Source organism: Dyella tabacisoli (assembly GCF_003350925.1).
In the GTDB taxonomy this organism is placed as follows: domain Bacteria; phylum Pseudomonadota; class Gammaproteobacteria; order Xanthomonadales; family Rhodanobacteraceae; genus Dyella_C; species Dyella_C tabacisoli.
Map to the genome: position 1 here is coordinate 128,954 of NZ_KZ857176.1, position 24,438 is coordinate 153,391.

15 protein-coding genes are annotated in these 24,438 nt (G+C 61.6%); 4 read left to right on the forward strand and 11 right to left on the reverse strand.

What is annotated here, in order from left to right; all coding sequences use genetic code 11:
- Positions 1-21: 21 nt before the first annotated feature.
- The gene (locus tag DVJ77_RS10310) at positions 22-2,826 is read right to left on the reverse strand and encodes a TonB-dependent receptor plug domain-containing protein (protein WP_114845430.1); all 2,805 of its coding nucleotides are present in this window, start codon (positions 2,824-2,826) and stop codon (positions 22-24) included.
- Between the two features lie 82 nt (positions 2,827-2,908).
- On the reverse strand, positions 2,909-5,497 hold the full coding sequence (locus tag DVJ77_RS10315; protein WP_114845431.1) for a TonB-dependent receptor plug domain-containing protein: 2,589 nt from the start codon (positions 5,495-5,497) through the stop codon (positions 2,909-2,911).
- Positions 5,498-6,489: 992 nt separating this feature from the next.
- Between DVJ77_RS10315 and DVJ77_RS10325 the strand changes: the two genes are divergently transcribed.
- Together DVJ77_RS10325 and DVJ77_RS10330 are read left to right on the forward strand one after the other, a co-directional pair.
- Positions 6,490-7,143, forward strand: a complete 654-nt coding sequence (locus tag DVJ77_RS10325; RefSeq protein WP_114845433.1) for a rhomboid family intramembrane serine protease — start codon at positions 6,490-6,492, stop codon at positions 7,141-7,143.
- A gap of 25 nt (positions 7,144-7,168) precedes the next feature.
- Complete coding sequence (locus DVJ77_RS10330) at positions 7,169-8,524, forward strand: amino acid permease (protein WP_114845434.1); 1,356 nt, start codon at positions 7,169-7,171, stop codon at positions 8,522-8,524.
- A 1-nt stretch (position 8,525) separates the two neighbouring features.
- Here DVJ77_RS10330 and DVJ77_RS10335 read toward each other — a convergent pair whose 3' ends face one another.
- The 9 genes from DVJ77_RS10335 to hemA all read right to left on the reverse strand — a co-directional run bounded on the left by DVJ77_RS10335 (position 8,526) and on the right by hemA (position 21,921).
- A complete protein-coding gene (locus tag DVJ77_RS10335; protein WP_114845435.1) occupies positions 8,526-9,230 on the reverse strand; it encodes an aspartate/glutamate racemase family protein in 705 nt (234 codons plus the stop codon).
- Between the two features lie 104 nt (positions 9,231-9,334).
- Positions 9,335-12,172: an RNA polymerase-associated protein RapA gene (gene rapA, locus DVJ77_RS10340; protein ID WP_114845718.1), complete on the reverse strand. Its 2,838-nt coding sequence runs from the start codon at positions 12,170-12,172 to the stop codon at positions 9,335-9,337.
- Between the two features lie 112 nt (positions 12,173-12,284).
- Entirely contained in the window at positions 12,285-13,052 is a 768-nt protein-coding gene (locus DVJ77_RS10345; protein ID WP_162791457.1) for a tetratricopeptide repeat protein, read from the reverse strand.
- The gene (locus DVJ77_RS10350; protein ID WP_114845437.1) at positions 13,052-13,741 is read right to left on the reverse strand and encodes a Fe2+-dependent dioxygenase; all 690 of its coding nucleotides are present in this window, start codon (positions 13,739-13,741) and stop codon (positions 13,052-13,054) included. Before DVJ77_RS10350 ends, DVJ77_RS10345 begins: the two co-directional genes overlap by 1 nt.
- Before the next feature lie 117 nt (positions 13,742-13,858).
- Positions 13,859-16,129, reverse strand: a complete 2,271-nt coding sequence (locus DVJ77_RS10355; protein ID WP_114845438.1) for a TonB-dependent receptor — start codon at positions 16,127-16,129, stop codon at positions 13,859-13,861.
- A gap of 295 nt (positions 16,130-16,424) precedes the next feature.
- Positions 16,425-17,204 carry a polyphosphate kinase 2 gene (gene ppk2 / locus DVJ77_RS10360; RefSeq protein ID WP_114845439.1) on the reverse strand — a complete coding sequence of 260 codons (780 nt, stop codon included), beginning with the start codon at positions 17,202-17,204 and terminating at the stop codon, positions 16,425-16,427.
- Between the two features lie 66 nt (positions 17,205-17,270).
- Positions 17,271-19,403 (reverse strand): O-linked N-acetylglucosamine transferase, SPINDLY family protein, encoded by a 2,133-nt coding sequence (locus DVJ77_RS10365; RefSeq protein ID WP_114845440.1) that lies wholly within the window; start codon positions 19,401-19,403, stop codon positions 17,271-17,273.
- 69 nt (positions 19,404-19,472) lie between these two features.
- Complete coding sequence (gene prfA, locus DVJ77_RS10370) at positions 19,473-20,552, reverse strand: peptide chain release factor 1 (RefSeq protein WP_114845441.1); 1,080 nt, start codon at positions 20,550-20,552, stop codon at positions 19,473-19,475.
- A gap of 91 nt (positions 20,553-20,643) precedes the next feature.
- Entirely contained in the window at positions 20,644-21,921 is a 1,278-nt protein-coding gene (gene hemA, locus DVJ77_RS10375; protein ID WP_114845442.1) for a glutamyl-tRNA reductase, read from the reverse strand.
- A gap of 191 nt (positions 21,922-22,112) precedes the next feature.
- On the opposite strand from hemA, the gene DVJ77_RS10380 reads away from it, so the two are divergent.
- Positions 22,113-23,786, forward strand: a complete 1,674-nt coding sequence (locus DVJ77_RS10380) for a tetratricopeptide repeat protein (protein ID WP_114845719.1) — start codon at positions 22,113-22,115, stop codon at positions 23,784-23,786.
- Positions 23,783-24,427, forward strand: a complete 645-nt coding sequence (gene lolB, locus DVJ77_RS10385; protein ID WP_114845443.1) for a lipoprotein insertase outer membrane protein LolB — start codon at positions 23,783-23,785, stop codon at positions 24,425-24,427. The genes DVJ77_RS10380 and lolB overlap by 4 nt, the downstream gene beginning before the upstream one ends.
- The last annotated feature ends 11 nt before the right edge of the window (positions 24,428-24,438 follow it).

Consider the following 24,438-nt stretch of genomic DNA (forward strand, 5'->3'; position numbering starts at 1 on the left):
CTTTACATGTGAGTTTTCGCATTACGCCCCGAAGTGATAGCTCGCCTCGATCCACCATTGACGGCCATAAGGGTCGTAGTTGCCGACCGGATAGAACGGCCAGCCGCTGCCGGTGCGATCTTTCGGCGGTGCCTTGTCGAGCAGGTTGTTGACGATGAGTGAGATGCTGGCGCGGTCGTTGATGCGGTAGGCCACGCTGGCGTTGTAGCGGAAGTACGGCGCGATGCGGCCCGTCTGGTCGGCGTTGGGCAGGCTGCCGTAACGGGTGCCGAATACGGTGGTGGTGACATCGCGGTAATGCCAGCTCAGGCTGCCGTTGAGCTTGCTGCGCCACTGGAACGTCGAGCCTGAATCGCTCTCGCCGGCACCATCGCGCACATTCAGCACGACCCCGCCCGGAAACTGCTGGTAGTCGTGGGTCAGTACCAGGCTGTAGTTCACGCGTAGCGCGAAATCGCCGTAGCCTGCCGTATTCCAGCGATAGTTGCCGCTGGCATCGATGCCGCTGGTGCGCTCGCTCGCCGCATTGATCGGATTGGTGAAAATGCGCGTCGCCGTCAATGGGTCGACCGCACCGGCTGGGTTGCGCTGTACGCGGGCCAGCGTGGCCTGGCATTGCGGCGAGGTAATGTCGATCGCCTGGCCACCCTGGGTCTGGCCCAGGCGGCAATCAGCCTCATCGCGCAATACGCCATCCGCGCTGAGATTGGTCACCTCGTTATTGATGCGCACCTTGTAATAGTCCACCGATAAATCTAGCTGCGCGCTGGGCGACCACACGATGCCGTAGCTGAAGGAGCGGCCGTTCTCGGCTTTCAGTTTGGTGCTGCCGTAACTGGTGTAGTTGATGCTCTGGTTATTGAAATCGCAGTTGCCGAAGGCCTGGCCCGCCAGTCGGCAACGGTAGTAATCGGTGAGGCCAGGGATGTAGCCGTTGGTTGCGCTGGCAAAGATGTAATTCATGTCTGGCGCGCGGAAGCTAGTGGCGACATTTCCGCGCAACAGCAATGAATCGAACGGGCGATATTCCAGCCCGGCGCTCCAGGTCGCTTTGTTGTCGTTGCGGCCGGCATAGCTGTAACTGTCATAGCGGCCGGCGAGTGTGGCGATGACTTTATTCAACACCGGCAGACTCAGTTCGGCGCCGACGGCGTAGCGATCGCGTTTGCCGCTGGAGGGTTGGCTGCCGCTGTTATTCCAGAACACGCCTTGGGCGAGCCGCGCATCGGGCGTGTTGCGGTAACCCTGGCTGCCTGCTTCAAACACGCTGGCAAAACCCGCCGAGCCGCCCGGCAGTTCGAACAGGTCGCTGTGATTGACGCTGAGGCTAAGCGTTTGCACCCAGGCGGTATTGTGGCTGGCATAAGTATCGGTCAACTGGTTCCAGGCGCCGGCGTTCAGTGGCTGGTAAAGCCGCCCGGCATCAGGTGCATATATCGGCACGCCGTTGCGGGTGCCGAGCTGGGGGCCCAAGAAATACTCGTCCAGGCCGGCCAGGAAAGCACGACGCGTCGTGGTGTTGTCGTACTCCGAACGGTTGTATGCGGCCTCGTATTTCCAGCCGTCGCCGATGCTGCCGCGAATGCCGAGGGTGGCGTTCCAAGAGCGCTCGAAAAAGCGCGAGCCGGCCTGGGTGCGGCCGCCGATTTCCTCGGGCGAGAAGCGCCGATACCAGCGTTCGGTGTTGCCGGTGTTGGCATTGAGGAAGTAACTGTTGTTCGCAGCCAGCGAAGTCCAGCTCGGTGCGCGCGTGGTATTGCTGATCTTGTCCACGCCGAACAAGGCATCGCCGAACAGTTCGGTGTCGTCGCTGAGGTGATAGTGCAGGCTGGTATACGCGTTGACATTGCGTTGCCGGGTTTGCACGGTCCAGAACGTGGGCGCTGCGCGGTCGCTACCGCAGTAATAGCCGTAGCGCGGGTTGTTCGCGCGGCTCACGCTGTTGTCGTAGAGGCCGCCTACTGCGGCGCAAGTGGCGCTGCCGGGATCGACGTATTTGCCGCTATTCATATTGCGCCGATAGAACACGGCGGTCGGCTGGGATGGTTTGCCGCTGGGGTCGCGGGTCAGCGAATCCATAAAGCTGCGGTCGGTGCCCCAGATCGGTTCGCGGTGAGTCACCTCGACGCCATAGACCGCATCGAGCTTGCCCCAGCTATGCCCGCCGGTTATCTGCAGGCGTTGATTGGAGCCGCCACCGCCTTTGGTGCCGCCTACGCGTAGATTCACATCCAGGCCGCTGGCTTTTTGCTTGAGGATGATATTGACCACGCCGGCGATGGCATCGGAGCCGTAAATCGCCGATGCGCCGCCATTGAGTATCTCGATGCGATCGATCATCGCCGATGGAATATTCGATAGATTGACGAAGTTGACCGAGCCGTCATAGGCGACCGGGTAATCCGCGACGCGTCGTCCGTTAATCAACACCAAAGTGTGGTTGGGGCCGAGCCCGCGCAGGTTGATGGTGTTCGCTGCCGGGGTAAAGGTGTTGCCGAAATCCTCGCCCTGCGCCATGCCGGTGTTTTGGGTCAGCGAGTTCAGCGCATCGAACACACTGCGAAAGCCTTTGGCATCGAGATCTTTGGAGCTGATGGTGACGACGGGGGAGGGGCCTTCTACATCCGCGCGTGGAATGCGCGAACCGGTGACGGTGATTTGTTCAAGTGTTTTGGTCTGCTTTTTACTATCCGTGCCGGACGTGTCCGCATCTTGTGGCGAGGCGGATTCGTTGGCGGCATGAGCGAGCGGAGCAGCTACAAACAGGGCAAGCCATAGCGCGGAGTGAAGCAGTGTCACTGTGCGCGATGCGGGTCGTGGATTCATGGGTGGGGACTCTGGATCGTGTGGGGATGATGCGGGTGGTTAGCCCGCGTCATGGGTTCAGGATCTTCTCGGGGTGGTGCGTCTAGAAGGTGTAATTCACGCCGACATTGACGAAGCGGCCGCGAGGATCGGCCTGGGTGCTGTCGTAGTAGGTGTTGGACGGATCCCACGGTGGACGGCGGTTTTGCAGGTTTTGCACGGCCAGCGTCAGCGTGGTGTGGGCGATGCCGGTATAGGCGACCGAGACATCGAACGTGCTCCAGTTCTTCACCCGCGCTGGGTAAGCCGAGGTAAGCCGATTCGCCGGGTTTTGTTGATAGCCGCCCACGTAGTACCAGGTCAGCGTGCTGGTGAAATCTCCGGCAGCCCAACCCAGCCCGGTCGTGCCACGCCACTTCGGTAGAGAGCCGAAGATATTGGTGCCGGCACCGTTGACTGCGGCATCGCCAGCCACCAGCGGTTGGCTGTACTTGAGCAGGCGGGTCCATGTGCTGTTGAGCGTGAACTCGCCATAGTTCTGCGTGTGCAGCGCCTGTTTGAAGTCGATGTCGACGCCGTCGGTGCTGAGGCTTTGCTGGTTTTTGTATTGGTTGGTGATGATGGTGATGCGGCCTTGCGCGTCGCGGATCACGCGCGGATCTTTGCGCTGTACCAGGGCGCTTACATCGTCCGGCCCGATGATGCCGTTCTGCACGATGTGGTAGTAGTCCACGCCGATGCTGGTGTCGGCACCGGGTGACAGTACAAAACCCAGGTTGTAGTTGCGCGAACGCTCCGGCCGCAGATTCGGATTGGCCGCATAGACGTTGGTATAGCCGCGGCGCTGGCCGGGCGTAACCGGGTCGTAGGGGTCGACCACCGAGCCATAACTGACGGCCGTGCTGTGGGTGATCTCCGGCAGCGACGGTGCGCGAAAGCCGCGCGAATACGAGCCGCGCAGCAAGAGCCAGTCCAGCGGCTGGTAGCGCAGGCTGAACTTCGGTGCGAAGGCGTTGCCGAAATCGCTGTAATGATCCAGTCGGCCGGCGACATTCGCTTCGAGGGTGCTGAGGATCGGCACGTTGAATTCGGCATAAGCGGCATTGACGTTGCGCGAGCCGCGAATGATGTCGATGGCCGGACGTAGCTCACTGCCCGACAACACGGCCGAAGAGGTGCGTGAGTTGATCGACTCGTTGCGAAACTGGTAACCGCCGGCAAAGCCGACCGTACCGGCCGGCAAGTCGAAAAGCTGCGTGCTGGCGGTGGCATCGACCGTGGTCAGCCGCGATACCGCGGGGCGTGTCGTGAATAGCCGCAGCGCATCCACCGCCGAGGTCGGGTTGCCGGTGCTGGCGAGGTTATAGCCGCCATTGGCGAGCAGCGACTGGAAGGCGTAACGGTTACCGAAGTTGGTGACGTACTCCTTCAGACGGCTCTCCGAATGGCCTGCCGAAACATCCCAGTCCCATGCGCCGGTGTGACCCTTCACGCCGCCCAGGAAGCGCGTGAAGATGGTGCGGTCATATTTGTTGCGCTGACCCACGTCCCAGAGATTGGTGTTGACCGGAGTAGGCACGTTGTTCGGGTTGGCCGGGTTGCCGACCGGTAGCGTGGTGTCGATATTGACCAGGCGCTGGTTGGTGTTGTCCCACGCGCGCAAGCCACTGCCGATCGACAGCGGTGCGGAGAATACGAAGGCGGCGTGGCTGCGGCTGTAGATCGCTTCGCCGTAGGCCTGGATATCGTCGGTGAGTTTTACGGTGGCGCGCAGTACCGCGTGATAACGCTCGACGCCGGGGATCAGCGAGGTGTATGGCGCGGGGTTATAAGCCCATACCTCGCCGCCCTTGCCTGGGGTAATCGCGCCATAGGGCACTCGTTGCACCGGGCCGACCGCGTTGGCAAAACCCTGGGTCGGATCGTTGTTGTAGTAATTGGTCGGAGTCCAGTTCAGACGGCCGCCAGGCTTGTCGCGAAAATCGTTGTCGCGCAACCAGCTCACATCGCTCTGCTGCAGTTGGCTGCGGCGGGTACCGTCAACGGCAAAGAACACGTTATAGCCGTCTTTCTTTATGTCGCCGTGACCCAGCAACAGATGAAAATTGTTTTCGGTCTGGCCGGTGCCTTCGGTGCTTCCGCCATAGCTGGCGCCGGCTTCGGCACCTTGATAGTTCTGCTTGAGGATGATGTTGACCACACCCGCAATAGCATCGGAGCCGTAGACCGCCGAGGCTCCGTCCTTCAACACCTCGATGCGCTCCACCGCGGCGAGCGGCAGCGAATTAAGATCGACGAAGGTGTCTTGCAATTCGTAGGCGGTGGCGTAGTTGGCTACACGCTTGCCATCGAGCAGAACCAGCGTGTTTTTCTGACCAAGTCCACGCAACGACACGCCGGCCGTGCCGGCCGAAAAACTTCCGGTGAGCTGTTCGTTGACGCTATTGCCGGTATTGGCCGAAATCGAGCGCAGAAAATCGGGCAACGTCGTTTTGCCGCTGACCTTGATCTGGTCTGCCGTGATGACCTGCACTGGGCTGGGGCCTTCCAAATCAGTCGTCTTGATATTGGAGCCGGTAACGGTGACGGCCTGGAGTTGCGTGGTTTTGCCCACGTTGTCGTCTTCGGCGTGCAGTGCCGATGCGGCAAGCACGGCCGCAATGGCGAAGGGGAGCAGGCTTGGTTTAAGCATGAGTACAAGATTCCTGTAAGCGCATGCCGTCCCGGCGTTAGCCAGGAGCAGGTATGCGTTGGGGACAGCGGGGGAGCTGTTTAAGTGAAATACGCCGAAACCGGCGTCAGGGGCGATGCGCGCCAGGCGCGATCAAGGCTGTGGGGTCAGCCGATACGGCACATTCGACAGCAGCGACAACAACACTCCGCGCAGGCGCGGGGTTGGTGGCGGCCGGAATGAAAAGAAGAGATGCGTAGCATCGTGAATATCCTGGTGAGGTGCGTCTCTGGCGAGATGCGAGCGGCCTTGTCGGGCCGGTCCTGCGGGGGTTAGCGGGTGGTGACGATCAACAACAGCAACACATCGCCATGGGGCGATGGGTGGTGTGGATGTCGGTGCTAGTACCCAGGATGTTCACGACTTGCTTGGTTCCGTTGGTATTCGAATACCGCTTGGATGGATGGCGGTATGGGCGGCTATTTGCGCATTGCACAAGTTGGTTGTCAAGTGATGATGGGTTGGGGGTGTGGTTGCTCGCGCGGAGGCGGTGGGGTTTTGGCGAGCTGGTTCGCCTGCGGCGGGCTTTCGACCTCCTGCCGGAGGCCGAGTCACTTTTCTTTGCTTGCTCAAAGAAAAGTAACCAAAAGAAAGAGCACCCCGGTGCGTCGCCCTACGGGCTTGTGAGGGTCGGCCGGGCTTTTCGACAGGGCTTCCTGCCCTGGCGAAAAGGCATCGACATCCATGTCGATGCCCCTGCGGGCCTGATCGTCCGACCCTCACCGACGCACAGGGGCCCCAAGGTCAAGAGCAACGGCAACGTCAAAAGCCGCCGCTACGCCGCTTTTGCCCCTCCCCCTGCGTGCAGGGGGAGGCTGGGAGGGGGTGTGATCTTGCGGTAGGGCATCAATCTCAAGGCTTGTATAGCCCCCAGAACCCCCAAGCCAACGCATCCGTGGCGGCAAGAGTGGCCAGCGGCTACCCTTGGCGGATTGTTTTGCCTGGATAGCGTTATGCCTTTTGATTTGCCGCCGGTGACCCGTAATCTGCTGATTGCCAACATCGCCGTCTATTTGCTGCAGAAGCTCATGGGCGAGACCATGCTGGTCTACTTCGCCCTATGGCCGTGGGGGGCGGATCAAGTGTTTCAGGCAAGCGGTGGTGCGATTATTTCGTTGGGTTTCCGGCCATGGCAGGTGGTGAGCTATGCGTTTATGCATGGCGATATCATGCATATTCTGTTCAATATGCTGGCGCTGTATATGTTCGGCGGGCAGATTGAGCGCACCTTCGGCGCGCGTAATTTCACCATTTATTACTTTGTGTGCCTGGTCGTGGCGGCTTTGGCGCAGTTGGTGGTGGTGGAATATTTCACCCACGGCTTTTACCCCACGCTGGGTGCGTCTGGTGCGATCTTTGGTGTGTTGTTGGCGTTCGGCATGATGTATCCGCACGAAAAAATGATGCTGATCTTTCTGCCGATTCCCATGCCGGCCTGGTTGTTCGTCACCGGCTACGCGGTAGCCGAGCTGGTGATGGGGGTTACCGGGACGCAGGCTGGCGTAGCCCACTTTGCTCATCTAGGCGGCATGCTCGGCGGCTATGTGCTGATCGAGTACTGGCGCGGCAAGTTTCCGATCAAGCCCCAGCGCCGCCTGTTGCGTTGAACTCTCTTATCTTTCGGCTGACCTCATGACTCAACATCTACAGCGCGGGCTTCGCTCGCGCCATATCACGTTTATGGCGCTGGGCATGGCCATTGGCGCCGGTTTGTTTCTCGGTTCGGCCGATGCCATCAAGTTGGCCGGGCCGTCGGTGCTGTTCGCTTATCTGATCGGTGGGGTGATGATTTTCATCATTCTGCGTGCGCTGGGCGAAATGGCGGTGGAAGACCCGGTGGCGGGTTCGTTCAGTACTTATGCGCATAAGTATCTGGGGCCATTTGCCGGTTACCTGACGGGTTGGAATTACTGGCTGCTGATGGTGGGTGTGGGCATTACCGAGAGTACGGCGGTAGGCATCTATATGAAGCCGTGGTTTCCCGATCTGCCGCAGTGGATCTGGGTGTTCGGCAGTGTGCTGATGATCGGCGGACTCAACCTGATGGCGGTCAAGGTCTACGGCGAGATGGAGTTCTGGTTCACCCTCATCAAAGTAGTGACAGTGGTGCTGATGATTCTCGGCGGCGGCACGATGATCTGGCTTGGCTGGGGCAATGGCGGCCGGCCGATCGGCCTGGGCAATCTATGGCAGCACGGTGGCTGGTTTCCTAACGGCATCACCGGCATGGTGATGGCGCTGCCGGTGGTGGTGTTTGCTTTCGGCGGTATCGAAACGATAGGTATGGCGGCGAGCGAAGCGACCGACCCGCAGCGCACGATTCCGCGCGCGGTTAACTCGGTGCTGTGGCGCATCCTGATTTTCTATGTGGGTGCGCTGTTCGTCATTATGGCGCTGTACCCCTGGAACCAATTGGGTACACAGGGCAGCCCGTTCGTGGTGACCTTTGCCAAGCTCGGCATCCAGCAGGCTGCGGGCATCATTAATTTTGTGGTTATCACGGCCGCATTGTCGGGCTTCAACAGCACCACCTTCAGCGGTAGCCGTATGCTTTACAGCCTGGCGACCAAGCAGCAGGCGCCATCGGTCTTGGGCAGGTTAAGTGCGAATGGCGTGCCGATCTTTGGCGTGCTGGTGACGCTGGTCTGTTTGATCTTCGGCGTGGTGCTGAACTATCTGGTGCCGGAGCGCATCTTCAAGATCATGATGTCCATTCTCGCCTTCAACACGGTGTGGACATGGTCGATGGTGTTGATCGCGCACTTTCGCTTTCGTCAGTTGCGACCCCATACAACGAGTGCATTTCCGCTGCGCGCATGGCCGTTGAGCAGCGTGATTTGCCTGGCGTTCTTTGCCTTTGTGGTGTTCATGCTCGGCTACGGCCCGGACACGCGCGTGGCTTTGTACGTGGGTGCGGCGTGGGTGGTCGTGCTGACGGTGACTTATCGGGTGTTTGGCATTGAGCGGCGGATGGCGGCGTTGGCCTAGCTCAAGATCGTTGATCCGCCAGGGCAAAATCCACCGCCATCGTTGCATGCAAGGCGGTGGTATCGAATAACGGAACCGGGCAATTATCCGCATGGATGAGCAGCATCAGCTCGGTGCAGCCGAGGATTACCCCGGTGGCGCCTTGGGCCACGCCCTCGGCGATCGTCTCTTGCAACGTGGTACGCGAGGTCTCGTTAACGATGCCTGCGCACAGCTCGTCATAGATGATGCGATGCACCTGCGGGCGTCGTTCGGCCGAAGGGGTCAGGCAATGGATGTTGAAGCGGCTTTCTAGTCGTTTGCGATAGAAATCCTGCTCCATGGTGAAAGCGGTGCCCAACAGCAGCACGCGATTCATGCCGGCCTCTGCAATCGCTGCGCCAACCGCATCGGCGATATGCAGAAACGGCAACGAGGTAGCGGCCGTGATGGCGTCTGCGACTTTATGCATGGTGTTGGTGGCGAGCACGATGCAGTCTGCGCCACCGGCTTGAAGACGGCATGCGGAGGCGGCCAGCAGCTCGCCGGCCTGCGGCCATTCACCGGTTCGTTGCAGGGTGGCAATTTCCGAAAAATCGAGACTGTCCAGCAACAGCCGTGCCGAATACAGCGGGCCAAGCCGGTCGCGGATGCCGCGATTGATGAGCTGGTAATACACCAGCGAGGATTCCCAGCTCATGCCGCCGATGACGCCGATGGTGCGCATGCTGCTTGCTCCGTCCTGAAGTCCGTATCGATGAAGCTTTGCCGGCCGGTGGCAGATCGCGCGTGCCGTTGTTCGACACGCGCGATTTGCATCTTGGGCCGCGGTTACCGTAGCGCGAGGAAGTCCGTGCTGGCAACAAAACGTACCGAGTCCAGGCGCAAGCGCGATTGAGGCAAGGCAGCAAGAAGCGCCGCGCGTTCTTCGGTGACGGCGGTGATTTCCATGTCGCTGATCGACGGATTCACCGCGCGCAAGGCAAGCAGGCGCGACAGCTCTGCGTCGAGCGTGTCGGTGGCCAGGGTGACCGCATCGGCAATGCTGGTTTGCGCGCGCAGGCTGGCGGCGGCTTCGGCCTTATCCAGCATCGGCGGTACCAGTTTGGCGAGAAATTTGCGGTAGCGCGGCACTTCGATATTGCGATCGGCGGCCTTGCGCAGGGCGATATCGCTGGGTTGGAAATCGACCCGCTCGGTGAGTTTGGTGTCGATGGTGACGACGACCGGCAAGGTCGGCAGGAAGCGTTCCGCATCGAGTTTGCGGTCGGCCACGCATTCGAGCAGGTAGACCGCCTGCAGCAGCGCGCTGCGTGGCGGCAGCATATCGTCCACCATGAAGGCGGCGTTGCCTTGTTCGCTGCTCAAGGCCAGGTCCAGCGCACCGGCGACAAGCGGGTGGTCGAAGCGAAGCAGCGGCAATTCCTCGCGAGCCAGGGCCACCTCGCGCGAGAAGGTCACCGATTGCGGGCCTTCGGCGAAGCCGGGCAGGGCATCGGTGGAGAGGTATTGCGGGTCGAGCAGCAGTATCTGGCTGCCGAGTTCTTCGGCGTGGATGCCGAATTGCTCCAGCAGGCGTTGTACGAAGGCATCGCGGCCGGGGTCATGATCTTCGCGGCTGAAGGCTTGTTGCAGCTCGTCGGCATGCAGGTCGCGGCTGGCGGCCAGCTCCAGCAGGTGATCGCGGCCGGCGTGAATCAGTGCGGCCATTTCTTCGTGGCTGTCGCGGGTTTCGACCAGCAGCACGTCGAGCTCCTGGTCGCGGTTGTCGTCGCCGCGTGCGTGTTCGGCGGCCAGCCGGGCCAGCGGCTCGCCGTAGCGGCGCAGTAGCTCGCGGCCATCGGCGGGGCTGCTGCGGAAGGCGTCGACGCCCTGGTCGTACCAGCGTGCCAGCACGTGCTGCGCGCTGTCGGTGACGCTAAGGATATGGATGCTGATGTCGTGTTTCTGGCCGATACGGTCCAGACGGCCGATGCGCTGTTCGAGCAGGTCCGGGTCCAGCGGGAGGTCCCATAGAATCAGCCGGTGCGCGAATTGGAAATTGCGGCCTTCGGAGCCGATTTCCGAACACAGCAGCAGCCGTGCACCGTCGGGTTGGGCGAAGTAAGCGGCGTTGCGGTCGCGCTGCACGATGCCGAGGCCTTCGTGAAAGCGTGCCACGCCGACGCCGCTCTTGGTGCGCAGTGCTTCTTCCAGGGCCAGAACCTTGGCCTGGCTGCGGCAGATCAGCAGGAATTTATCTTGCGGGTGGGCGTCGAGCAGGTCGACCAGGGTCTCGATGCGCGGATCGTCGCTGTAGTCCGGCTCGAAGGCGGGCTGCTGCTGGATGTCGGCGTGAAACTCGGTCAGTAACGCCTGGCGGGTGTCTTCGTTGAGCTCGTCGGCATCGAGCGTGTGCCACACCGGTACGCGTTTGGGGAAACCGCCGATGCCGGCGCGGCGGTTGCGGAACATCGAGCGGCCGGTGCCATGGCGGTCGATCAGCGCGGCGAGAATTTCGCGTGCGTTGTCCGGCTTGGTGGTGTTGGCCAGAAGTGCGGTCAGCGCCTCGTCACCATGGAATGCGTCGCGCAAGGTGGCGTGCTGGGTGTCGTCCAGCGCTTCACCGTCGAGCAGCTTGTCGGCGATCTGCGACAGGCGCTGAAACGAATCGGATTCGGCCAGATACGTATCCAGGTCGTGATAGCGCTGCGGGTCGAGCAGGCGCAGGCGGGCGAAGTGGCCGCTGCGGCCAAGCTGTTCCGGCGTTGCGGTGAGCAGGATCACGCCAGGCGTGGCGGCGGCGAGCTTTTCCACCAGGGTATAGCGCGGGCTGGCTGCCTCGGGCGTCCAGGCCAGGTGATGCGCCTCGTCCACCACGAGCAGATCCCAGTGTGTGTCCAGCAATTGCGCGGCGCGCTTGGGCTCGGATTCGAGAAAACTGAAATCGGCGATCACCAATTGCTCGTCTTCAAACGGATTGCTGTGCTCGTCCGATTGCTCCAATGCTTCGCAGCGCTCTTCGTCATAGATGGCGAAGCTGAGGTTGAAGCGGCGAAACAGCTCGACGAACCACTGATAAATCAACGTGTCGGGCAGCAGCAACAGCACGCGCTCGGCACGGCCGGTAGCAAGCTGGCGGGCCAGAATCATGCCGGCCTCGATGGTCTTGCCCAGGCCTACTTCGTCGGCCAGCAGAATGCGTGGCGGGCGTCGCGCGGCGGCGATGCCGGCGACACGCAGTTGATGCGGCACCAGCCCGATGCGTGCGGAGCCAAGGCCCCAGGCCGGTGAGCGGCGAACTTCGGCGCGGCGCTTGAGACCTTCGATGCGCAGCTCGAACTGGGCTACCGGGTCGGTACGCCCGCCGATCAGGCGGTCGTCGGCCTGGCTTACGCTTTGTTCGTCGTCGAGCTGGCCCTCGTGCAACTCGCGGCCTTCGCCACGGTAGATCAGCAAGTCTTCCTTGATCTCCACCCGCTCGACCAGAAAGGCGATGCCTTTGCCGGCGATGCGTTGTCCAGCGCGAAACTCCGCCCGAACCAGCGGTGCGGAGTCGATTGCGTAAGGGCGCAATACCCCGGCTTTGGCGAATAGCACTTGTACGCCACGTCCTTCGACGCGCAGCACGGTGCCTAGGCCAAGCTCAGGCTCGGCGGTGGAAATCCAACGTTGACCAGGTACGAACATCATCACGCCGATAGTTGCAAGGGTCGTCAATTATCCGCTCATGCGCGCCCGCAGGGAACCGTTGTGACCGTAGACTCGATGATGAGTGGGGTAGGCCGGGTGTATCGGGTTCTCAGCGATCGGGATCAGGCTCTGAGCCTGCGACGATCTGTTCGCCTAGTGCGCGCAGCTCGGTATGCGCCGAGCTGCGTAGTTGCTGCACCAGCGAGTCGAGATAATGCGATGGGGATAATGGGATGGCGCGTTCAATCAGCGCACGGGCTTCATTTACACGACCATCACCGGCCAATACGGATGCCCAACTACACAAGCCGCGATAGTCGCCGCCTTCGGCAGAGCGACGATAGAGCGTGAAGGCGTGTGCCTGGTCGGCCTCGACCTCCCAGCCGTATTCGTAGAACTGTCCAAGAAAATGCATCGCGCGTGCATGGCCCAGTGCGGCGGCACGCGCAAACCAGCGCAGGGCCTCGGCACGATCTTGTGGCATGCCGCGGCCGTTGGCGTACATCTGCGCCAGGTTGTAAATGGCCCAATCCAGGTCATGTGACGCGGCGCGGCGATACCACACGGCGGCCAATGGGTAGTCCACCCGGGTACCCCAACCATTCTCATGGCAGCGGCCAAGCATGTTCATGGCCATCGGCACGTCGGCATGCGCGGCGCGTTGAAACCAATACAGGGCCTCGCCCGCATCGGCGTTGACGCCGGTGCCGTCTAGATAGAGCTGGGCCAGCCAGGTTTGCGCTGGGGCATGGCCCGCATGTGCGGCACGTTGTAATAGCTTTGCGGCAGCGTCGGGCTGCTCATGCAATAAGCGGTTGAGCGCATCGATATCGAGAGTGGGCGAAGTCGACGCCGACTCGGGATTTGCCGCCGGCATCAGGCTTCGCTCCATTGCCGCAGCAGGTTGTGATACACACCGGTGAGGGAGAGCAAGGTGGGCCGATCGCTGGCCGCTTGCTGGGTGAGTGTTTGGATGGCTACATCCAGGTCGAACAAAATACGCCGCTGCGCCTCGTCGCGGACCAGGCTTTGCATCCAGAAGAACGATGCTACGCGCGCTCCGCGCGTCACCGGCAGCACCTTGTGCAAGCTGCTGCCGGGATACAGCACCAGATCGCCGGCCGGCAGTTTGACTGCATGCGTGCCAAAGCTGTCCTCGATCACCAATTCGCCGCCGTCGTAATCCTCGGGGTCGCTGAGAAACAGGGTGGCCGAGAGGTCGGTGCGGATGGGCAGGGCCGGCTCACGCGAACGGTCGTAGCGGATGGCGTTGTCGATATGAAAGTCGAACTGTTGGCCACCGGCATAGCGATTGAACAAGGGCGGATAGATATGCCGTGGCAGGGCGCCGGCAAAAAAGGTCGGATTGCGACCTAGCGCTTCCAGCACCAAGGCGCCCAGTTCGCGTGCGAGCGGATCGCTTTCCGGCAATTGGTGGTTGTCTTTGCTCTGGGCCGACTGGTAGCCGGCCGTCGTGCGGCCATCGGCCCAGGGCGCTGCGGTCAGTCGTTCGTGGAAATACGCAAGCGACTCGGCACTCAGGACATTAGTGATATGCAGCAGCATCGGGTGACTCCGTGCTCGATGGCGTGGCGTACAAAGCACAAACCCCGCCCGTGAAGTGCACGGGCGAGGTTTGTTGCGCAGTGTGATTTAGAACCCGCAGTTTTAAAACCAGCAGCTTTAAAAGGCGTAGTTGAAGTTGAGGATGGCCGAGCGACCTGCAGCTACCGAGGCGTAGTGCGCGGCATACGCTTTGTCGAAGTAATACTTGTTAGTGAGGTTTTGCACGTTCAATTGCAGAGTCAAGTTGCGATTGACGACATACGAGGCCATGGCGTCGAAGCGGGTGTAGCCCGGTACCCACTTAGTGTTTTGCGTGTTGCCGTAGACCTTGCTCATGGCGTACGCGCCGCCGCCAATGGTGAACTGCGGGGTGATCGCGTAGCTGGTCCACAACGTGAAGCTGTTCTCCGGTGTGTTGGGGAATTGATTGTCCTTGCTGGCGAGATCGCCGGGCGCCGGTTTGAGTAGCTTGCTCTTGAGATAGGTGTAACCGCCGAACACGTTCCAGCGCTCGGTGATGTCGCCGCTGAGACCTAGCTCGACACCGTCCACACGTTGCTTGCCGGCATTGATCTGCGGGCTGCCACGGCCGCCCGTATTGACGCGGGCATTGGTTTTTTCGGTGCGGAAGACGGCGGCTGTGAGCGAAAGATGCTTGTCGAAGAGGTCCCATTTCGAGCCCAGCTCGATATTGCGGCTGTTTTCCGGTTTCAGATCATTATTGGTCACGGCAAGGCCGTCGGCGCCATCGCCCGCATCCACGCCAGGCGGGTTGGCGGAGGTGCCATAGGAGAGGTAGATGCTGCCGTTGCTGGTCGGTTTGTAGACCAGGCCACCTTGATAGCTCCAGAAGTTGGAGTCGTTCTTGATGACACCGGTGGAGGCACGCGACTTGGTCTGGAAGCTGTCGAAACGAGCGCCGAGGTTCAGCGACCACTGCTCGTTGAACTCCATCGTGTCGAATGCCCACGCTGAGCGGGTGTCGGTGGTGATACGGGTGTAGTTGAGCGCGCGCACCACCGGGCCGTTCCACGGATCGTTCGGATTGGGATTGATAACCGGTGCGCACCAATATCCAGAGCTGGCGCCGGTGCCCAGCGTGCACGCACCATTGACGATGCTGCCGGTTTCGCCAGGCAACGGCCGCCCTGCCGCATTGAAGTTGCCGACGCGATAACTGTCGCGGTTGGTCTTTTCGTTGGAGACCTCGATGCCGGTGGCCAGCGAATGCTTGATCGAGCCGGTCTGGAACTCGCCAGTCAGGTCGGTTTGATTGGTGAGGTTGGTGGTGTTGCTGACGCGATTGTTGTTGCGCCGCCAAACGCCGCCGTTGACGATGAAATTGCCCTGGCTATCGTCCGGCTGGGTCCAGATGTAATCGTTGGTGGAGCGACCGTATACGGTGGTGTTACGCAGCAGCCAGCTTTTACCGAAGCTGTGCTTGACCAGGATCGTGCCGACATCGTTGCGCTGTTTCTGGAAGTCGCGCGCATAGAGACCGTAATAAGTGTCGTGCGGTACATGGATCGGCTTGCCGCTGCCCTGCGGGTAGTTATTGGGGTTGCCGTAGGGGATGCCGCTATCGGGCTGCTCGTTACTCTGCAAGTGGTAATAGCTGAGCGTGACGCTGGTGTCGGCGTGCAGGCCAAACGTGATCGATGGCGCAATGCCCCAGCGGCGAGCATCCGGGCCGCCGCGATCGGCGATGTCGTTGCGGTGGCCCAGCACATTCAGCCGAAAAGCCGAATCACTGCCGATTAGCTGGTTCCAGTCGACGGTGGCGCGCTGGTAGTCGGCCGTGCCTAGCCCGAGGCTGCCGTTGAGGGAGTTTTCCGTCTTGGGTGCTTTGGTGAGCAGGTTGATGCTGCCGCCAACCGAGCCGCGGCCGGTATAGGCCGAGCTGGGGCCTTTGATGACCTCGACCTGCTCGATGTCGAAAATTTCGCGCGACTGCGAGCCTGAGCTGCGCACGCCATCGATAAAGATCGAACTCTGCGAGTCGAAGCCGCGGATGAAGGGGCGGTCGCCGTTTGGGTTGCCGCCTTCACCGGCACCGAAGGTTATGCCCGGCACGGTGCGCAGTGCATCGGTGAGCGAGATCGCCCCGGTTTCCTGCAGGATCGACTGCGGAATCACGGTAACCGCGCGCGGGGTATCGAGTAACGATGCGGTGAACTTGGGCGAGGTCGAATTGACCGTGGTCGCCTGCACCTTGACGCTTTCCAGCCGGGTCGTTTTGGGAGTCTGGTCGTCGCCTTGGTTGGCAGTATCGGCCGTGGCGTTGCCTGCTTGGGCCGCGGCTGGCAGCAAGGCCAGGCCCAGCGCTGACATCAGCAGGCGCTTAGGTGTGCCTGGGTGCGAGGTGACATAAGCAGTTTGTGAGGACATTAGGGTGTTTCTTCCTTACAGGGGGATCCAAAAAGCGGGCACGCCCAAGCCGCCGGTATGTAGCGGCGTGGTGTGGATCTGGTTGGCTGGGCTGCTACCGCACCTCAAGGCGAAAAGCCGGCGGGGAGCCTTGCTACGGTCGGAAAGGTAAAGCAATTGATAATGATTCGCAATAAATTCCGAATCGGGTCGACCGGGCAGGGCTGGGTAGCGGTCGGCAGATGCGAACACATCGGCCCGCGGCGCGGGCGATCAGCGAGTCAGGGCCTGGCGCGAATGAGATCTCGCCGAGAGGTCAGTCGGCGTAGGTATCGGGTACCCACATGGCCTTGGCGGTGACGCCCTCGCGTTTCGGTTTGCCCTTGAGCTTGGCCAGCTTGATGGGCGGCGTCTCGGCGTTGTGGCGTGGGACTTGTTGCAGCAGGTGCTTGATGAGATTGACGCGGCCGCGCTTCTGGTCGTTGAAATCCACCACGAACCACGGTGCATGGTTGCGATGGGTGCGCTCGATCATGACGTCGCGCAGCTTGCCGAACTCGGCGTACTTTTCGCGCGAGGCAAGATCGACCGGCGAGAGCTTCCAGTGTTTCAGTGGATTTTCGGCGCGCTCGGCAAAACGTTGCTCTTGCTCTTTTTGATCGACCGCCAGCCAGTATTTAATCAGGATGATGCCGTCGTCGGTGAGCAATTTTTCGAAGGCGGGCACGGCATCGAGGAACGCTTCGTACTGATCCTTGCTACAAAAATGCATTGCCGGCTCGACCACGGCGCGGTTGTACCAGCTACGATCGAACAGCACCAGTTCGCCAGCGGCGGGAAGATGCGCGACATAGCGCTGGAAATACCATTGCGTCGCTTCGGTTTCATCGGGCTTGCCCAGTGCCGCAATGCGATAGCCGCGCGTATCCATGCTCTCGGTGATGCGCTTGATGGTGCCGCCTTTGCCGGCCGCATCGCGACCCTCGAAAATCACCACCAATCGTTTGCCACTGCGGCGCAAGCCATGATGCAGGCCGGCAAGCTCAAGCTGCAGCGCGTCCATGGTTTTGCGGTAGTGCTTGTCTTGCTTGCTCATGCGTGAAACTCCTTAGAGCCTGTTTATGACTTTAACGCGGGCTACCCAGAGATCGTAAACAGGCGCTTATAAATCCAGATCGGCGGGTGGTCGGCCGATACGATGGCGCGCGCCCATGGCCTGTATCGCACGACGAAAATCGGTGGCGAAGCCTTGCATGTCGAAAAGCGGATTGCGCGAGCGCTGCTGCAATAAGTGCCGCCGCAGCACGTTAAGCGCTTCGCGATCGCTGCCCAGGCGTATGGCCATCTCGATAAAGGCTTGTTCGCCCTCGACGATCAGTTCGGGCAGGCCTACATGGTGCAGCAGGCTGGCGCCGACGCGGCCGACCAGGGTGGGGCCAGGGCAGGTCAGCACCGGGCAGCCGGACCATAACGCGTCAATGGCGCTGGCTTGCGCGTTATAGGGCAGGGTGTCGAGGAACAGATCGACATGTGCGAGACGAGCCAGGTATTGCGCATGAAACAGTTGCGGCAGAAAGATCAGGCGATCCGGCATGACGCCATGGGTGATCGCCGCCGTGCGCAGGCGCTGGTTGGCGGCGTCGGGGCCGGCATGCAGCCACAGCACGCTATCGGGTACTCGCCGCAGAATCGCCATGAAATGGCTGAAGGTCGCCGGGTTGATTTTGTAGCTGTTGTTGAAGCTGGCGAACACCGTGCCGTGGGTGGGCAGCCCGCAATCGCTACGCGTAGGTGCGGGCTCGAGTTCGAGCATGCCTTCGTCGATTGTTTTTTTGTCGGTGGCGCTGTCGTAAGGGATAAAGCAACGGGGCAGACGAATCAGCTTTTCGCTGAAGTGCTCGCGCAATGGGGCGGGTAGTGCCACCGCGTCGGTCAGCAAGTAGTCCATCCAGGGCGCGCCGGAGGTGCCGGGGCAGGTGAGCCAGTTCACTTGTATCGGAGCAGGCCGTAGCTCGAATAGATCGATATGGGAGCCGCTGCCGTAGCCGCGCAGGTCGATAAGAATTTCGACGCCGGTCTGGCGGATGCGCGTGGCGGTTCGTGCCGGGCCGAGGTTGACGACGTCGTGCATCGTGGCAACCGCTTGCAGCCGGCGATAAATCGAGCCGTTGTCGGCCGTTGTCGTGGCGAACAGGTGCAAGTCCAGGCCGGTACCCTGCAAGGCTTCAAACAAAGCGACGACCAATCGACCGGTGGAATGCTCGCCAAAGCCATTGGAAACGAAGCCCACGCGCCATGGCGCATCGGCTTTTCCGGCGGGATAGCTGAAGTCGAGCTGCTGCCGCAGCGGCGCCATTTGCGCTTCGATGCCGGCGGCAAAGGTAGCCGCGCAGCGATGCTGCAGTGCGGCACTGGCCTCTTCGGCAAGAAAAGGAAACGGCATGATGCCGGGGCGTTCCTCGATCACCGCGCGGTGCAATTGTGCGCTCAACGCATCGAGTTCATGCCAGTCGCACAAACGCCGCTTGGCGAAGACCAACTGACTCAGGGCCGGGCCCGAGGTCGGGTCCCGGCGCAGTGCGCGGGCATAGGCTTCGGCCGCCAGCGCCAGTTGGCCGGACTCGTCCAACATCAAGCCAGCCCATAACGGGTGCTGTGGGCGTTCCGGCGCCAGTTGCTCGGCTCGTAGATAAGCTTGGGCGGCGTCATGCGTGCGCCCCTGGGCCTGAAGGACATGGCCGTGCAACTCATGGGCGGAGTCCAGCTCGGGCGCCAGGCTCAGGGCTTCGTCGACATGGGTCGCGGCCTGGGCAAGGTTGCCCAGCTCCAATTCGGCCGCGGCAAGATTCAAGCGCAGGCCGGGATGCTCCGGTGCGCCGTGGGTAGCCATGGCATAGGCCTCGCGTGCCTGGGTATAGCGCGCGCTGGTCATCAAGGCGTTACCCAGCCCGAGCAGGATCGCGGGATGGCCGGGGGTGCGGCGCAAGGCGGCGCGCAGGCGTTCGATGGCGGCCTCGGTGTCGCCTTCTTCCAGTTGCGTGCTGGCCAGATTGCATTGCACTTCAATATGGTCCGGCGCCAGTTCGGCCGCGCGATGCAGGGCGCTCAGCGCATCGGCGCGGCGCCCGAGCCGGAGCAGCGCAATGCTGTGCAGGCGGGCTAACTCGGCATTGTCGGGAGCTTGCTCACACAACCGCGCTGCGAGCGCCGCCGCCTCGGCAAAGGCATGGCGCTGCAGCAATTCGGCAAGATGCTGCGGCGAATCGTTGGTGGAAGGGTGTACGGCTTGAGTCATGTGTGCACGCTAACCTAGCGCGCAGCGGGCGCCAAGCGCTTGTTCTTTCCCTTGTCGATCAGAGCATCCCTAATTGCCGGTGAGCGACTTCAATTCGTCGGCTTGATGCTCGCGAGTCAGGTTGTCGATCAGCTCGTCCAGCTCGCCTTGCAGTACCTCGGGCAGGCGATACAGGGTCAGGTTGATGCGATGGTCGGTGATCCGGCCCTGCGGAAAGTTATAGGTGCGGATGCGTTGGCTGCGGTCGCCGGAGCCGACTTGCACGCGGCGCGATTCCGCTTGCATCGCGGCCTGCTTGCTGCGTTCGGCATCGAGCAGGCGGGCCTTCAACAGGCTCATCGCGCGGGCGCGGTTCTTGTGTTGACTACGTTCGTCCTGGCATTCCACGACAACGCCAGTGGGCAGGTGGGTAATGCGAATGGCCGAATCGGTTTTGTTGACGTGCTGGCCGCCGGCGCCGGAGGCGCGGAAGGTGTCGACCTTGAGATCGGCATCGCGCAGTTCGATGTCGTCGATCTCATCGAGCTCCGGCAGGATCGCCACGGTGGCCGCCGAGGTATGGATGCGTCCCTGCGATTCGGTTTCCGGCACGCGTTGTACGCGATGGGTGCCCGATTCGAATTTGAGCTTGGAATAGGCGCCTTTGCCCTCGATGCGGGCGACGATTTCTTTGTAGCCGCCGTGTTCGCCGTGATGTTCGCTAAGCACCTCGATATGCCAGCGCCGCCGTTCGGCGTAGCGCGCGTACATGCGAAACAAGTCGCCGGCAAAGATCGCCGCTTCATCGCCACCGGTTCCGGCGCGTACTTCCAGGTACAGGTTGGCCTCGTCGCGCGGATCTTTGGGCAACAGCAGAATCTGTAGTTCGCTATCGAGATCGACGAGATGGGCTTCGAGCCGGGTGATGTCATCGGCGGCCATCTCGCGCAGCTCGGGATCGTCGAGCATGCTGCGCGCATCGACGAGTTCGCGTTCGGCATGATCGTGTTCGCGCAACGAGGCAGCGACGGGTTCGAGCTGGGCGTATTCGCGCGAGAGTTCGCGAAAACGTGTGTTGTCGGCAAGCACCTCGGGCTGGGCCAGCAGCAAACCTATTTCTTCGTGGCGCTCGGCGAGGTTTTCGAGCTTGCGGCGGATCGATGGGGTCATAAGGGCAACGAGAGATAGGAGGCGAGGGCGCGGCAATCGTGATTCGTGATTGTCGCGAAGGTCGTCAAGAGGCGGCAGCAAGCCGCTCTCGCTAGCCGTCGCGTGTCTCTTGCTCGTCGTCGCCGCGCCCGTATAGCCGGTCCGCGGCGTGCAGCAGCTCCATGTCGCCGTTCAGTGCGGCCTCGCGCAGGCGCGCGCTCGGATGGTGCAGCAGTTTGTTGGTGAGCGTGTTGGCCAGAAAGGCCAAGGCCTCGTCGGCGGATTTGCCGCGCGTCAGCATGGCCTGCGCCTTGGCCAGCACTTCGTCGCGATAGGCTTCGGCGTGCTGGCGCATATCCAGCGCCGGATTTTTCAGCGTGAGCGCGCGCCGCCACGCCATATAACGCTCGACCTGCAGGTCGATAATGGCGTCGGCTTCACGGGCAGCCGCTTCGCGTGAGCGGCGGTTGTCGTCGATCACTTGTTTGAGATCGTCGATGCCGTAAAGAAAAACGTCATCCAACTCGCCGACACTGGCCTCGATGTCGCGCGGTACCGCGATATCCACCATGAACATCGGCTTGCGCCGGCGCGTCGTGATGGCTTTCTCGACCATGGCGCGAGTCACCACGGGGGTGCGCGAGGCGGTAGAGGAAATGACGATGTCGGCCTCGGCCAGATGTTGTGGCAGGTCGTGCAGCGCAATGGCATAGCCACCATGGCTGCTGGCGAGTTCTTGCGCATTCTCAAGGGTACGGTTGGCGACGATCAGCCGCCGTACTTGCTTATCGGCCAGATGCCGCGCTGCCAGTTCAATCGTGTCGCCAGCGCCGATCAGTAGCACACAGGCCTGGCGCAGATCGGCGAACACCTGCTCGGCCAGTCGTACGGCGGTAAAGGCCACCGAGACGGTATGCGCGCCGATGCGTGTGTCGGTGCGCACGCGCTTGGCGACGGCAAAGGTATGTTGCAGCAGGCGGTCCAGTGGTGCGCGTAATGTTTGCGCCACGCGCGCTTGCTGATAGGCGTCTTTTACCTGGCCGAGAATTTGCGGTTCGCCAAGCACCATGGAGTCCAGCCCGGTGGCGACGCGAAACATATGCCGCACGGCGGCGTCTTCGTCATGCCGGTAAAGGAACTCACCGAGCTTGGCCGAGGTCAGCCGATGGTGGCGACTCAACCATGCCTGCGGTACTTCTTCGGCCCCTGTCTGAACACTTACGTAAAGTTCGGTGCGATTGCAGGTGGACAGAATCAGTGCTTCTTCCACGCCTGGCTCAAGGCTTAGCTCGTGCAGCGCCGTATTCGCGGTATCCGCGTCGAACGCCACCTGCTCGCGCAATGTAACGGGCGCGGTGAGGTGATTGAGCCCAAGGGCGATCAGCGGCATGGCATGAGATGACTCAAAGCGACGGGCATCCGACGGCGTAGACGACGGCGTAGACTAGGTAGGCAAAGCGCCGGGTGAATATCGGCGTGGTACCGAAACGAACATATTAATGGAGAAGTAGTGTGCTGAGCAGGTCGGCCAAGTTCAAGCAGCTGCGGCATTTTGTGGGCTATGGGTCCCTTTTGTTGGTCATGGCCGGATGCGCCGTAGCGCCAGGTCGGTCCGCCGGGCCTGGGCAGGCCCTATCGGCACAGCCATTGAGTCAATTGACGGTGGTTACACCCGATGCGGATCATGACCTGTTGGCGCAGTTGATGGCTGGCGAGATGGCGCTGACACGAACCGATCTCAAGGCCGCCGCCGCTGCGTACGGTAAGGCGATGTTGCTGTCTGACGACTCGCATGTCGCAGAGCAGGCCGCCGGTATGGCTATTGCGGTTCATGACGACGCCCTGGCGCAGCAGGCGATCACGCGCTGGCAGGCCCTGGGCGCCAAGCCGGGCGAATTGGCCCAGGCACGTGCGCAACTGGCATTGGATCAGGGCAATGCCGATGAGGCGCAGCGTCAACTTGATCTGTTGCTTCGCAGCGGCAGTCAGGATGCCTGGCGCCAGTTTGGTCGGGTACTTATAGGCGGGCGCGATCCAGCGCTGGCGGCACGCTTGCTTGAGTCCCTGGCGACGCCGCAGCGGCTGCCGGCCGACGCGCAGGCCTGGCTGGCGATGAGTGAATTAGGCGACCGCCTGGGTCGTCATGCATATGCGCAGCAGGTCGCCGACGCGGCGGCGAAGCGTTTCAACAGCGCCGAGACCTATGCTTGGGCGGCGCAAATGAAGTTCAAAAGCGGCGATCGCGCCGGTGCCCAGGGCTTGTTTCAAAAAGCACTGGCCAAGGCACCGAAAAACACCCGTTTGCGCCTGGCTTATGCCACTTTGCTGGGGCAGTCCGGCGACTATGCGGGCGCGGCGAAATTGCTTGATAGCGGCCCGCAGGACACCGATACCTATACCTTGCGGGCGGCGCTGGCCGCACGTGCCAACGACACCAAATCGCTCAGCAGGCTCTATACCCAATTGCAGCATTCACCGGAAAGCGTGCGTTCCGGCAGCGCGTATCTGCTGGGTCAGTTGGCCGAAATGCAGGGTCGCAAAGACGAGGCGCTGACCTGGTACGGCCAAGTGCCTGATGGGGACGATCACGCCTTTGACGCCGATTTACGCAGTGCGGTGCTTATGCACGCTCTAGGTAAGCCGGAGCAGGCGCACGAAGAGCTGGCGCAAATGCAGGTCGACTATCTCGATCAGCCGACCCAGTTGCAGCGTGTCTATGCAGTTGACGCCGAGCTGTATATGCGTGAACAGCAATACGGCAAGGCCGAAGCTGTCTACAGCCGCGCGCTACAAGTTGCGCCCGATGACCCGGAGCTGCTGTATGGCCGCGGTCTGGCCTATGCCGAGGCCGGTTCCGTCGATCAGGCGGTGAGCGACCTGCGCCGCTTGCTGCAGCTCAAGCCCGACGATATGGATGCCAGCAATGCGCTGGGTTATACGTTGGCCGATGCCAATCGCGACCTGCCCGAAGCGGAAAAATTGATCCAGGCCGCTCGCGTGACCAAGCCCGATGATCCGGCGATAGCCGACTCCTGGGGCTGGCTGCAATACCGCTTAGGTCACCTCGACCAGGCCGAGCAAGCTTTGCGCGGCGCCTGGAATGCACGCAAAGATGCCGATGTCGGCGTGCACCTGGGTGAGGTGTTGTGGAAGCAGGGGCGGCAGCAGGATGCCGGCCGCATCTTTGAAGAGGTGCGCAGGCTCGATCCGCAAAGCGCTCGCCTGCACGACACTTTGAAGCGCCTCAATCCATGAAGATCTTGTTACGCGTATTCGCAGCCGCTTCGGTGCTGCTGCTGGCGGCCTGCGTGCCACCGACCGCTGTCCGCATCAAAGGCGACGCCGGCCTGCTCAATGAGCAAGCGGCGCGGGAGCAAGTCCTGGCCCATGCCGACCACTGGACTTTGCAAGGCCGGCTAGGTGTTTCCGATGGTAAGAACAGTGGCAGCGGCGATCTCAGTTGGACTCAAGACGGTGATCGCTACGCATTTACGGTGCGCGCCCCCGTTACCGGCAAAAGCTTTCGCTTAAGCGGTGGACCGGAAGGCGCCTTGCTTGAAGGTGTCGATGGTGGCCCGCTGCATGGCGCCGACGCCGAGTCGCTGATGCACAAGGCGCTGGGTTGGGAGGTGCCATTGCAAGAATTGCGCGCCTGGGTGCTTGGACTGCGTGCCGATGCCGGTCCTGCTGAACTGAGTTTTGGCGCGGATCGCCTGCCATCGCTGCTGCAGCAGGATGGCTGGAATGTCGATTACCGCGAATGGGATGCCAGTCGGCAGCCGCCGCTACCCAAAAAAGTCTACGCCGAGAAGCCGCCGTATCGGGTGCGCTTGTCGGTGGAAAGTTGGGAGATTAGTAAAGGCGGGGAACGGGGAGCGGGGAACGGGGAACATTGAGCATCCCGTGG